Consider the following 12397-nt stretch of genomic DNA (forward strand, 5'->3'; position numbering starts at 1 on the left):
GCCTAACTGTGGTGCCTGACCTAACGTACTAACGACTGCCGCTTTCATACCGTTTCCTTGTTCGTTCGGGTGACCCGTTACTCAGTGAACAGCAATCACTGTAGAGCTGCAATAAAAAAGGGACACGGCATCATGCAGTGTCCCTCGATCATCATTTTGGCAGATGGTGTTATTCGTAATCGCTCATCGGTACGCAAGAGCAGAACAGATTACGATCGCCGTAAACATCATCCAGGCGCTTCACGCTCGGCCAGTATTTATTCTCACGTACGCCAGCTATCGGGAATACCGCCAGCTCGCGGCTGTAAGCATGCTGCCAGTCGTTAACCAGTTCCGCCTGCTCGTGCGGTGCGTTAACCAATGGTTTGTCTTCCAGTGGCCATTCGCCTTGCTGCACGCGGTCAATCTCGCTGCGGATTGCCAGCATCGCATCGATAAAGCGATCCAGTTCCACCTTGTTTTCCGACTCGGTTGGTTCAACCATCAGCGTGCCAGCTACCGGGAATGACATGGTCGGCGCATGGAAACCATAGTCGATCAGGCGTTTGGCGATATCCATCTCGCTAATGCCGGTCTCTTCTTTCAGCGGGCGAATATCCAGAATACATTCGTGCGCCACGCGGTGATCGCGGCCGGTATACAGCACCGGATAAGCATCTTTCAAGCGGGTTGCAATGTAGTTGGCATTCAGGATTGCCACCTGGCTGGCCTGCTTAAGCCCTTCCGCGCCCATCATGCGGATATACATCCAGCTGATCGGCAAGATAGAGGCGCTGCCGAACGGTGCGGCAGAAACCGCGCCCTGCTGGGTGGTAACGCCATCAATCTGCACCACGCTGTGGCCTGGTACGAAAGGTGCCAGGTGAGACTTCACACCGATAGGTCCCATGCCTGGGCCGCCACCGCCGTGAGGGATACAGAAGGTTTTATGCAGGTTGAGGTGCGATACGTCCGCGCCGATATAGCCCGGCGTGGTGATCCCAACCTGCGCGTTCATGTTGGCACCGTCCAGGTAAACCTGGCCGCCAAACTGATGCACGATCTGGCACACTTCGCGGATGGTTTCTTCATACACGCCGTGGGTTGACGGATAGGTCACCATGATGCAGGAAAGCGCGTCCCCGGCCTGCTCGGCCTTCACCCGCAGATCGTGCAGATCAATGTTGCCGTTCTTGTCACAGGCCACCACCACCACGCCCATGCCCGCCATTTGGGCAGAAGCCGGGTTGGTACCGTGCGCCGAGCTTGGGATCAGGCAGATATTACGCCCAGCCTCATTGCGGCTTTCATGGTAGCGGCGGATCGCCAGCAGACCGGCATATTCACCCTGTGCGCCCGAGTTAGGTTGCATGCATACGGCATCGTAACCCGTCAGTTGCACCAACCATTGGGAAAGTTGCCCAATCATCACTTGATAACCTGCCGCCTGCTCTGGTGGGCAGAACGGGTGCAGTTCAGAGAATTCAGGCCAGGTGATCGGGATCATTTCCGCAGCGGCGTTCAACTTCATGGTGCAGGAACCCAGCGGGATCATCGCCTGGTTCAACGCCAGATCTTTACGCTCCAGACGGTGCATATAGCGCATCATCTCGGTTTCGCTGTGATAGCGGTTAAATACCGGATGCGTGAGGATCGGATCTTTACGCAGCATGGCCGCCGGGATCGATTGGCTATTTTTGCTCACGGCGGCATCCAGCGCATCGATATCCAAACCGTGGTTATCGCCTGCTAACAAAGCAAACAGCGTCTGCACATCTTCACGGGAAGTCGCTTCATCCAACGTGATGCCGACTGCCCCATGGATATCGGTACGCAGGTTGATGCCAAAGCCCAGCGCACGTTCCAGCACTGCCGCCTTGTCTTTCACTTCCACGGTCAGCGTGTCAAACCAGGTTTGATGGCGCAGTGTCAGACCCGCTTGTTGCAGGCCAGCGGCCAGAATATCGGTCAGGCGATGGATACGCCCGGCGATACGTTGCAGGCCTTGTGGACCGTGGTACACCGCATACAGGCTGGCGATGTTGGCCAGCAGCACCTGCGAAGTACAGATATTCGAGTTGGCCTTTTCGCGGCGGATATGTTGCTCGCGGGTTTGCATCGCCATGCGCAGCGCGGTATTGCCGGCAGCATCGCGGGACACCCCGATAATACGGCCCGGCATCGAGCGTTTGAATTCGTCACGGCAGGCGAAGAACGCCGCGTGTGGGCCACCGTAGCCCATTGGTACGCCAAAGCGTTGCGCAGAACCGAATACCACGTCGGCCCCTTGCTTGCCCGGTGCCGCCAGCAGCACCAGCGCCATGATGTCGGCTGCCATGCTGGTGATGATTTTGCGCGTTTTCAGCTCTGCCAACAGGGCGCTGTAATCGTGTAATTCACCGGTGGTGCCAACCTGTTGCAGCAGCACGCCAAACACGCCTTGCAGCTCCAGTACCTTCGCCGGTTTGTCGACGATCACGTCAAAGCCAAAGGTTTCGGCACGAGTGCGCACCACGTCCAGCGTTTGTGGGTGCACGTCGTCAGCCACAAAGAAGCGGTTGGCGTCTTTCAGTTTGCTGGCACGCTTGGCCAACGCCATCGCTTCTGCGGCAGCGGTAGCTTCATCCAGCAAGGAAGCAGAGGCCAGGTCCAGCCCGGTCAGATCGAGGGTCAACGTCTGGAAGTTGAGCAACGCCTCGAGACGGCCTTGCGACACTTCCGGCTGATAAGGCGTATAAGCGGTATACCAGCCTGGGTTTTCCAGCATGTTGCGCAGGATCACCGGCGGTGTCAGCACCGCGCTGTAGCCCATACCGATATAGGATTTGTAGCGCTGATTCTGTGAGGCAATCGCCTTCAGTTCGGCCAGCGCCTGATGTTCAGTGGCCGCATCACCTACCGGCGGTGGCCCTGGCAGTTGGATATCGGCTGGCACAATCTGTTGGATCAGCGCGCTGAGTGAGCGAGCGCCCACGGCTTCCAGCATCTGCTGCTGTTGCTCTACGCAAGAGCCGATGTGACGTTCGATGAACGCTTCGCTGTGTTCAAGTTGGCTGAGTGTCTGAGTCATTGCTACAAATTCCTGAATGCTTGCGGGGTACGGGATATAGCTTGAACTGCAAAACGCCCCACCTGTTGGTGGGGCGTGATAGTGATTATTCGTCGATAGATGCCTGATAGGCATCGGCATCGAGCAGCTTGCCTAGCTCCGCCGCGTCAGATGCCTTGATACGGAACAGCCAACCTTCGCCATACGGCTCGCTGTTGACCAGCTCCGGAGAGCTTTCCAGTTCGCCGTTAACCGCGATGATTTCACCGCTGATTGGCGCATAAATATCGGAAGCGGCCTTGACCGACTCCGCGACGGCGCAGTCGTCACCCGCGGAAACCGTGGTGCCGACTTCCGGCAGATCGACAAACACCATATCGCCCAGCAGTTCCTGCGCGTGTTCGGTGATACCGACAACGTATTCACCGTTACCTGCGTCACGCACCCACTCATGGGAGGTGGCGTATTTCAATTCTGTTGGCACATTGCTCATTGGCCTGCTACTCCTTCGAAGAATAAAAACTAATTGATCAGTGACTTACCGGCACGTACAAAACCTGGCTTACAGACTTTCACTGGCATTTCACGGTTGCGGATCTGTACGATAGCCTGCTCACCGATACCGGCTGGAACCCTCGCCAGCGCAATGCTGAAGCCCAGGGTTGGTGAGAAAGAACCGCTGGTGATCACCCCAACCTGGGGTTGGCCATTCACATCGGTGAAATGCACCGGCAGCTCATTACGTAATACGCCTTTTTCCGTCATGATCAAACCGACCAGTTGTTCGGTGCCTTTTTCGCGCTGCTGTTCCAACGCTTCACGGCCGATAAACTGACGATCCTGCGGTTCCCAGGCCACGGTCCAGCCCATATTGGCGGCTAACGGTGAAACGCCTTCGTCCATTTCCTGACCGTAGAGGTTCATACCCGCTTCCAGGCGCAGGGTGTCGCGCGCGCCAAGTCCGGCAGGTTTTACCCCTGCTGCCAGCAGTTTTTGCCAGAAATCCACCACCTGCTCTTTCGGCAGGGCAATTTCATAGCCCGCTTCGCCGGTATAGCCAGTGGTAGCAATAAACAGATCCCCCGCCTGCACGCCGAAGAACGGCTTCATGCCTTCCACAGCCTGCTTCTGTTCTGGGGTAAATAAGGTGGCGGCGCGCTCTTTGGCCTGTGGGCCTTGCACCGCAACCAGCGCCAGATCGTCACGCACCGTCAACTCAACGTTGTACGCAGCCGCATGCTGTTCGATCCAGGCCAGATCCTTTTCGCGAGTGGCGGAGTTCACCACCAGGCGGAAATAGTCTTCGGTAAAGAAATAGACGATCAGATCGTCGATCACGCCGCCGGACGCATTCAGCATGCCGGTATACAGCGCTTTACCAGATTGGGTGAGTTTGGCGACATCGTTCGCCAGCAGGTAACGCAGGAATTCACGGGTACGAGCACCGCGCAGGTCCACGATGGTCATATGGGAGACATCGAACATACCGGCATCCTGACGCACGGCGTGGTGTTCATCAATCTGGGAGCCATAGTGCAACGGCATCATCCAGCCATGAAAATCAACCATACGCGCACCGCACGCCACGTGCTGGTCGTACAGTGGGGTTTGCTTTGCCATCTTTTCCCTCTTTCCACTCAAGTAGCCGAAGACAGGGTGTTATTACGCAATAAGGCGGGTGTAGCTCGCGGGCCTGATTGCGCGAAACACGCTGGCTGCTCAATACAAATTGCCTCGCCAATGGTCAACGACGCAAACGATACCTTTGCCCTGACGTTAACACCGAACGCCCCCATTAACCATAAGTTAAAATAGGCTCGACCGTGTTCGGGATCGGTAAAATGCCGCGTTAGTTTGCAGAGTTTTTCACTGGAAAAATGCGCTTTAAGGCACAAAATTAACAATTAAAGCGGCAAAAATCCGAAGTTATATAACAAACAGGGACTGGGAAAGAGAATTTAGGTTTTTGATAACCGACCATGGAATTAGAAAAAGTAATGGAAAATTTTGCCTGAAATTAGATTTTCTCAAACGAAGGGAGGGATAAGGGAAATCGATGATGGGTAAACATGCAGATTAGCGGGTGCCACATATGACACCCCCTACGACGTAGTGAATCGATCAAGTTTTGGCAGCAACACCATGGTTGCTGAAATATTCGGCCGTAGGGGCGCCGCATGCGCCCGTTTAACAACTACACTGGTTTTAGGCGAGCCAGTCTGGCAGATCGTTCAGTCCCATGGCCTGCCGTACCAGCTTCGGCTTCACGCCCGGCAGGTTGTCCGCCAGCCTTAAGCCCACGTCACGCAGCAGTTTCTTCGCCGGGTTATGGCCTGCAAACAGCTCGCGGAACCCTTGCATGCTCGCCAGCATCACCGCAGCACCGTGCTTGCGGCGGCGCTCATAACGGCGCAGATACAGATGCTGGCCGATATCCTTGCCCTGACGTTGCAGGCGTTTCAGCTCGGCTATCAGCTCGGCAGCGTCCATAAAGCCCAGGTTTACGCCCTGCCCAGCCAGCGGATGCACGGTATGTGCCGCATCCCCCACCAGCGCCAGACGATGGGCGGCAAAGCTGCGTGCATAGCGCCCGGTAAGCGGGAAGGTCAGCCGCTCGCTTTCGAGCTGGCAGTTACCCAAGCGCATATCGAAAGTCATCGCCAGTTCGCGGTTAAAGGCTTCCGGTTCCAGCTGTTGCAGCCGTTCAGCTTCTTCTGGTGCTACCGACCAGACAATCGAACTCAAATGCGGATCGCTAAACGGCAGGAAGGCCAGGATCCCTTCACCATGGAAAACCTGGCGGGCCGTGGCCAAATGCGGCTCTTCGGTGCGAATGGTAGCCACCAGAGCGCTGTGGCGGTAGTCCCAGAAGGTCAACGGAATATCGGCGTGTTGGCGCAGCCAGGAGTTGGCTCCGTCGGCACCGATCACCAGCCGGGCGGTTAACATGCGGCCATCTTCCAGCGTGACGAAGGCATCGTTTTCCCCCCAAGCTACCTGTTTCAGCGCGGCCGGAGCGAGCAGCGTCACGTCGGCTAACGTGGCCGCTTTGTGCCACAACGCCTGCTGGATCACCTCATTTTCGATGATATGGCCGAGATGGCTAAAACCGCATTCATCCCCGCGAAACGCGATCTTGCCGAAGCTGTCACGATCCCAGACCTCCATCGCATTATACGGGCTGGCGCGTAGGGTGAGGATCTCATCCCACACGCCAATCCTTTGCAGCAAACGCTCGCTGGCGGCGTTGATGGCAGATACGCGCAACGCTGGCTGTTCTGGCAGCGGCGATAATTCCGGCAGCCGTTGTTCCAGCACCGCGACGCGCAGGCCACTGCCCTGCAAACCGCAGGCCACTGCCAATCCCACCATACCGCCACCGGCGATAATCACATCAAATGATTGCATGCTGCTTGAGTTCCTTAAATTTGCCCCTCACCCCAACCCTCTCCTACTGGGAGAGGGAGCTGATTCGGTGACTTTTATCAAAATATTGCCCCACTTCGGCAAGGCAGGTAGGGCAAAATTAGTGTTCATCCCAACTTCGGCCCAACCCTATCCCACTAGGGAGAGGGAGCTGATTCGGTGACTTTTATCAAAATATTGCCCCACTTCGGCAAGGCAGGTAGGGCAAAAATTAGTGTTCATCCCAACGTCGGCCCAACCCTATCCCACTAGGGAGAGGGCGCTGATTCAGTGACCGTTAGCAATATCTTGCCCCACTTCGACAAGGAATATGAGGGAATAAATTAGCGTTCAACCCAGCCTAACGTGCGTTTGGCAAAGGCATCGCGCATGACCGGTAGCTGCTCCATTGCCATCAGCCCCAGATTACGCCCGGCGACCAGCGGCGCGTAGCTATTGGCAAACAGGCGGATCAAACCGTCGGTGACGCCAATGGTCGCCAGCTGATCCCGTTGCCGACGTTGCTGATACTGACTCAATAGCGAATAGGCACCCAGATCGGTGCCAGCCTGCACGGCTTCGGCCAGAGTTTCCGCCAATGACATCACGTCTCGCAAACCCAGGTTGAACCCCTGCCCGGCGATCGGATGCAGCGTTTGCGCCGCATTGCCAACCAGCGCCAAACGGTGGCTGACATGCTGATTAGCCATCAGCAGGCTGAGAGGGTAACTGTGGCGCTTACCCGCCTTCAGCATCTTGCCCAGCCGCCAGCCGAACGCCAGTTGCAACTCGCTGAGAAAACGCTCGTCGCTCCAACTATCGACCTGTTGACGATTTTCCCGTGCGTGGCACCATACCAACGAGCTACGCCCGCCAGACATTGGCAGCAGCGCCAACGGTCCGTAACGGGTGAAACGTTCAAACGCCCGCCCTTGCGGAGCCTCGGCCGTCGAAACGTTGGCAATGGTGGCAAACTGCGGGTAATCACTCTGCTGCCACTGGATATTGCAGGCCTGCGCCAGCGCTGAACGTGAACCGTCCGCCGCCACCAGCAACTGGCCTATCAGGCTCTGCCCGTTATCCAACTGCACTTGCACGCGATCGGCGGTACGCAGCACATCGACCACTTTGGCCGGGCAATGCAGGGTGACCCCAGGGGCTTTCGCCAGCAACGCAAACAACCGCTGCCCAGCGTCGTGCAGTTCAAGCACCTGCCCCAACGCCTCCACCTGATAGTCCTGCGCGTGCAGGTTCACAAAACCGGCATGCCCGCGATCGCTGACGTGGACATGAGTGATCGCCGTGGCACAGTCCCGCAGCGCAGACCAAACGCCGATGCGCGCCAGCTGTTGGCAGGTTCCCTGCGCCAGAGCGATAGCCCGGGCATCAAAGCCAGGATGCGCGCGGTCATCCGGAAGAGTTGCCTCCACCAGATCGACGGCTACCTTGCCCTGAGTCAGTGATGAGATCGCCAGCGCCAACGTAGCACCTGCCATCCCACCGCCCACAATGATTACGCTCATATTATCTGGCCGCCGCCATCAGGGCTTCAATCGCGTCGGCATCCTTCACCACGCTGGCGGTCAAGTTCTCATTGCCGTCTTGGGTGATCAGGATGTCATCTTCGATGCGGATGCCGATACCGCGATATTCCTGCGGCACATCGGCATCCGGCGCGATATACAGGCCAGGCTCTACCGTCAACACCATGCCAGGCTCCAGCACGCGATCGCGGCTGGCTGAGCCATAGTGGCCCACGTCATGCACATCCAGCCCCAACCAATGGCTCAGGCCGTGCATAAAGAACTGGCGGTGTGCCTGCTCGGCAAACAGCTGTTCCACGTCGCCCTTCATCACGCCCAGCTCAACCAACCCGGCGATCATGATGCGAACGACCTGATCGTTCACTTCGCGAATGCTGATACCCGGTTTAAACATTTCCAGCGCCTTGTTGATCGACGCCAGCACGATGTCATATACCGCACGCTGCGGCTTGCTGAACTTGCCATTAACCGGGAAGGTGCGGGTGATATCGCCGGCATACCCACGATATTCACAACCGGCATCAATCAGCACCAAATCGCCGTCACGCATTTCACATTCGTTTTCGGTGTAATGCAGGATGCAGCCATTCTCTCCGCTGCCGACGATGGTGTTGTAAGACGGGAAGCGGGCACCCAAGCGGTTAAACTCGTGCAGGATCTCCCCTTCGAGCTGATATTCGAACATGCCCGGGCGGCACTTTTCCATCGCACGGGTATGCGCCAGGGCGCTGATCTCACCGGCACGGCGCATAACAGCAACTTCTTCTGCCGATTTGAACAGGCGCATGTCATGCAGCCACGGACGGTAATCCGTCAGGGTTGCAGGGGCTTCCAGGTTCTGACGGAAGCCTTTACGCAGCTTATCCAGCGCGCCGAACAGGATTTCATCGGCATAGGCATATTGCCCTTGCGCGTGATACACCACGTCCAGACCGTTGAGCAGCAGGTGCAGTTGATCGTTGATTTCGTCGAAGGCCAGCGCGCGGTCTACCCCCAGCTTGGCCGGAGCCGCGTCTTGACCCAAACGGCGGCCAAACCAGATTTCTGCCGTCAGATCGCGTACGCGGTTAAACAGCACGCTGTGGTTATGAGTGTCATCACTCTTCACCAGGATCAACACCGCTTCCGGCTCGTTGAAACCGGTCAGATACCAGAAATCACTGTTCTGACGATAAGGATATTCAGAGTCTGCACTGCGCGTCGCTTCCGGTGCGGCGAAAATCACTGCCGCGCTGGCCGGAGCCATCTGTGCCAACAAAGCCTGACGGCGTTTATGAAATTCCTGCTGGGTCATCACATCTCCTGAAATCGGTTTATACCACCTGCTGAACGCAGTCAGTAGGGGTTATCAGCGCTCTCGGCCTACGGACGTGGGATCCGCCGGTCAGTGCAACGTTGGCCGTTTATTTTCCGGGGCCGTTGGTTTCTGGCGGGTAAATTCAGTATGGCAAAGCAGCGCAGCCACGCGCACATACTCCACCACTTCTTCCAGCGACTGTTCCAGTTCTTCCTGATCTTCATCTTCGTCATAACCCAGCTGAGCGATATTACGCAGATCGTCGATCGCCTCGCCCACTTCATCTTTCACCTGCGCCAGCTTCGGCTGCATCATGCCCAGCCCCAACAGGAAGTGGTTGACCCAACCTGCCAAGGCATCCGCACGGTCAAACACGCTGACGGTTTCGCCTTCCGGCATCATCAGTTGGAACATGAATTCGTCATCTTCCAGCGTATCACGAGTGATTTCATGCAACTGCTGTAACGGTTGGCTCAACGCCTGCGGGAAGGCAATGCCCTCGTTGGTCAGATCAAACACCAGCGTCTGCCAGCTGGCATCACGGTTGCCACCGCACAGCAGACCACTGATCAAACCGTGCATCTCGGCAGCGGTCAAAGCAACCGCCTGCTGGTTCAGAGCCACGGTCAAAGATTGGTAACTTGGAAATGTATTCTGTATAGACATGCGCATTCGTCATCGTTGGCAGGATAAGTTCGTGTTATGCTACCACCAAGGTCCGTTGGTATACCAGTTGAGGCAACACCTCAGTGGCTAGTTATAATCAGCGCAGTCCGGGCAAACGTACGGTAAATACGCATTTTGCAACCGTTTTTTGTCTGGTAATGTGAGGCGCGGTAGATTACAACCAGGTACTGAAAAAGTGTTGAATCTTGGTACCCAGGTATATATAGTGGCGCCCGCTTCGGTGGCCCGGCAATGGCTGACCGGTGCTGGCGCGAAATTTAGGCAGGAAGGTGGCATGTCTGCACAACCGGTAGATATTCAAATTTTTGGCCGCTCGTTAAGAGTCAATTGCCCGCCAGAACAACAAGATGCGTTGAACATGGCAGCAGAAGATCTTAACCAACGGTTGCAAGATCTTAAAGTTCGCACTAGAGTCACAAATACAGAGCAGCTCGTCTTTATCGCAGCATTGAACGTCTGTCACGAACTTGCTCAAGAACGCTTGAAAACGCGTGACTATGCGGCCAATATGGAACAACGAATTCGTATGCTGCAACAGACCATTGAACAAGCGCTGCTTGAACAGGGTCGCATCTCTGAACGTCAGGATGCACAATTCGAATAACTTAAGTTGCTGGAGTTGAAGGCTCCGGCAATGAGTGAAAAATTTCTCTGAGATGTTTGCCAGCGGGCCAGTCCCCTGAGCCGATAATTAGTACCAACAGAATGTGATGATCCATGATCGGTGTGCATGCTCGGCCCGTCCGAGAAGCCTTAAGATTGTGACAGCACGTTCACCTTGAACCATGGGTTCAAGGGTTACAGCCTGCGGCGGCATCTCGGAGATTCCCTTCACATTCATTTTCAATGTGTTAACTCACTACAAGACGCGGAACTGGCACTATGTCATTTCAACCGCAATTTTCTCAGCAACGCCAAACAATTCGTAATGAAATCCGCCAACGGCGCCGTGCCTTAACCCCCACACAGCAGCAAAATTTTGCCCAGCGAATAGCTACCCGCGTCACACAGCATCAACGCATTCAAGCGGCTCAATGCATTGCGGTATTTCTCTCTTTTGATGGTGAACTGAATACCGGACCCTTGATTGAACAGCTGTGGCAACAGGGCAAGCAGGTTTATCTGCCGGTATTGCACCCGTTCAGCCCTGGCAACCTGTTGTTCCTGCGATATGCTGTGGATACGCCGCTGGTTCGCAATCGGTTCAAGATCCTCGAGCCTGCGCTTGATGTGCGCAACGTTTTGCCAGTATCGCAATTGGATGTAGTTCTGACACCGCTGGTGGCTTTCGATTCCATGGGGCAGCGCTTGGGGATGGGAGGCGGATTTTACGATCGTACTTTGCAGAACTGGCAGCAAGGTGGGCTTTACCCGATAGGCCTGGCACACGATTGCCAGCAGGTCTGTGCATTACCTATAGAACAATGGGATATTCCCCTGCCCGAGATCCTCACCCCCTCACAAACCTGGGCATGGCAGAGTGCATTATAAAAAGGCCGGATTACTCCGACCTTGATATTTCCTAACATTATCAGCTAACTATTATAGCAGAAGGCGGGTTCGGATAGTCCCTTCAATTGCTTTCATACGTTGCAAGGCAGCTGCCGCACGTTCGGTTTCCGCTTCGATGTCGATTACCACGTAACCGATTTCCGAGCTGGTTTGCAAATATTGAGCCGCAATATTCACCCCTTCTTCAGCAAAGATCTGGTTAATCTGCGTCAGGATGCCTGGGCGGTTTTCATGGATATGCAGCAAACGGCTGGAGTTCGGGCCATGGGCTGGCAGTGAAACTTCCGGGAAGTTGACCGCAGACAATGTTGAACCATTATCGGAGTATTTCGCCAGTTTCCCGGCGACTTCGTCACCGATATTCTCCTGCGCTTCCTGAGTGGAACCACCGATATGCGGCGTCAACAGTACATTGTCAAATTCACACAGCGGTGAATCGAACGGATCGCTGTTGGTGGCTGGTTCTTCCGGGAACACGTCGATCGCCGCACCGGCCAGATGCTCGCTGGCCAAAGCCTTACACAGTGCCGGGATATCTACCACAGTCCCGCGCGAGGCGTTAATCAGGATCGCACCGGGCTTCATCAGCGCCAGTTCTTCATCACCGATCATGTTCTTGGTCGACAGCGTTTCCGGCACGTGCAACGTCACCACATCGCTCATATTGAGCAGATCTGACAGATGACGCACCTGCTGGGCATTACCCAATGGCAGCTTGTTCTCGATATCGTAGAAGAACACTTTCATACCCAGGCCTTCCGCCAGGATACCGAGTTGGGTCCCGATGTGGCCGTAACCGATGATGCCCAGCTTCTTGCCACGGGCTTCAAACGAACCTACTGCAAGTTTTTGCCACTGGCCGCGGTGTGCTTTGGCGTTAGCCATTGGGATACCACGCAACATCAGCAGCAGTTCCCCCAACAC

At 55.8% G+C, this 12397-nt stretch carries 10 protein-coding genes and 1 other RNA gene; 3 read left to right on the plus strand and 8 right to left on the minus strand.

Features of this window, described 5'->3' with window-relative positions; genetic code table 11:
- Positions 1-169: 169 nt before the first annotated feature.
- The 7 genes from gcvP to ACLQ7H_RS06305 all read right to left on the minus strand — a co-directional run bounded on the left by gcvP (position 170) and on the right by ACLQ7H_RS06305 (position 9940).
- Positions 170-3049 carry an aminomethyl-transferring glycine dehydrogenase gene (gene gcvP / locus ACLQ7H_RS06275; RefSeq protein ID WP_411751927.1) on the minus strand — a complete coding sequence of 960 codons (2880 nt, stop codon included), beginning with the start codon at positions 3047-3049 and terminating at the stop codon, positions 170-172.
- 85 nt (positions 3050-3134) lie between these two features.
- The gene (gcvH, locus tag ACLQ7H_RS06280; RefSeq protein WP_411751928.1) at positions 3135-3521 is read right to left on the minus strand and encodes a glycine cleavage system protein GcvH; all 387 of its coding nucleotides are present in this window, start codon (positions 3519-3521) and stop codon (positions 3135-3137) included.
- A 29-nt stretch (positions 3522-3550) separates the two neighbouring features.
- The gene (gene gcvT, locus ACLQ7H_RS06285; protein WP_411751929.1) at positions 3551-4648 is read right to left on the minus strand and encodes a glycine cleavage system aminomethyltransferase GcvT; all 1098 of its coding nucleotides are present in this window, start codon (positions 4646-4648) and stop codon (positions 3551-3553) included.
- A 585-nt stretch (positions 4649-5233) separates the two neighbouring features.
- Positions 5234-6436: an FAD-dependent 2-octaprenylphenol hydroxylase gene (gene ubiI, locus ACLQ7H_RS06290; RefSeq protein ID WP_411751930.1), complete on the minus strand. Its 1203-nt coding sequence runs from the start codon at positions 6434-6436 to the stop codon at positions 5234-5236.
- Positions 6437-6777: 341 nt separating this feature from the next.
- The gene (gene ubiH, locus ACLQ7H_RS06295; protein ID WP_411751931.1) at positions 6778-7956 is read right to left on the minus strand and encodes a 2-octaprenyl-6-methoxyphenyl hydroxylase; all 1179 of its coding nucleotides are present in this window, start codon (positions 7954-7956) and stop codon (positions 6778-6780) included.
- 1 nt (position 7957) lies between these two features.
- Complete coding sequence (pepP, locus tag ACLQ7H_RS06300) at positions 7958-9271, minus strand: Xaa-Pro aminopeptidase (protein WP_411751932.1); 1314 nt, start codon at positions 9269-9271, stop codon at positions 7958-7960.
- A 90-nt stretch (positions 9272-9361) separates the two neighbouring features.
- Complete coding sequence (locus ACLQ7H_RS06305; protein WP_411751933.1) at positions 9362-9940, minus strand: YecA family protein; 579 nt, start codon at positions 9938-9940, stop codon at positions 9362-9364.
- Positions 9941-10235: 295 nt separating this feature from the next.
- Here ACLQ7H_RS06305 and zapA point away from each other — a divergent pair, with 295 nt between their 5' ends.
- The 3 genes from zapA to ACLQ7H_RS06320 all read left to right on the plus strand — a co-directional run bounded on the left by zapA (position 10236) and on the right by ACLQ7H_RS06320 (position 11452).
- Positions 10236-10565: a cell division protein ZapA gene (zapA, locus tag ACLQ7H_RS06310; RefSeq protein WP_021179791.1), complete on the plus strand. Its 330-nt coding sequence runs from the start codon at positions 10236-10238 to the stop codon at positions 10563-10565.
- A gap of 41 nt (positions 10566-10606) precedes the next feature.
- Positions 10607-10790: non-coding RNA, 6S RNA (ssrS, locus tag ACLQ7H_RS06315), on the plus strand.
- 53 nt (positions 10791-10843) lie between these two features.
- Positions 10844-11452: a 5-formyltetrahydrofolate cyclo-ligase gene (locus tag ACLQ7H_RS06320; protein WP_411751934.1), complete on the plus strand. Its 609-nt coding sequence runs from the start codon at positions 10844-10846 to the stop codon at positions 11450-11452.
- 51 nt (positions 11453-11503) lie between these two features.
- Here the strand turns inward: ACLQ7H_RS06320 and serA are convergent.
- The coding region (gene serA, locus ACLQ7H_RS06325; protein ID WP_411751935.1) for a phosphoglycerate dehydrogenase at positions 11504-12397 on the minus strand (894 nt) is incomplete at its 5' end.

Source organism: Serratia sp. (in: enterobacteria), assembly GCF_046715635.1.
GTDB lineage: Bacteria > Pseudomonadota > Gammaproteobacteria > Enterobacterales > Enterobacteriaceae > Chania.

Bases quoted from the DNA above. Each gene is read 5' to 3' on its own strand.
- gcvP (WP_411751927.1), bottom strand. From the start codon at position 3,049: ATGACTCAGACACTCAGCCAACTTGAACACAGCGAAGCGTTCATCGAA.
- gcvH (WP_411751928.1), bottom strand. From the start codon at position 3,521: ATGAGCAATGTGCCAACAGAATTGAAATACGCCACCTCCCATGAGTGG.
- gcvT (WP_411751929.1), bottom strand. From the start codon at position 4,648: ATGGCAAAGCAAACCCCACTGTACGACCAGCACGTGGCGTGCGGTGCG.
- ubiI (WP_411751930.1), bottom strand. From the start codon at position 6,436: ATGCAATCATTTGATGTGATTATCGCCGGTGGCGGTATGGTGGGATTG.
- ubiH (WP_411751931.1), bottom strand. From the start codon at position 7,956: ATGAGCGTAATCATTGTGGGCGGTGGGATGGCAGGTGCTACGTTGGCG.
- pepP (WP_411751932.1), bottom strand. From the start codon at position 9,271: ATGACCCAGCAGGAATTTCATAAACGCCGTCAGGCTTTGTTGGCACAG.
- ACLQ7H_RS06305 (WP_411751933.1), bottom strand. From the start codon at position 9,940: ATGTCTATACAGAATACATTTCCAAGTTACCAATCTTTGACCGTGGCT.
- zapA (WP_021179791.1), top strand. From the start codon at position 10,236: ATGTCTGCACAACCGGTAGATATTCAAATTTTTGGCCGCTCGTTAAGA.
- ACLQ7H_RS06320 (WP_411751934.1), top strand. From the start codon at position 10,844: ATGTCATTTCAACCGCAATTTTCTCAGCAACGCCAAACAATTCGTAAT.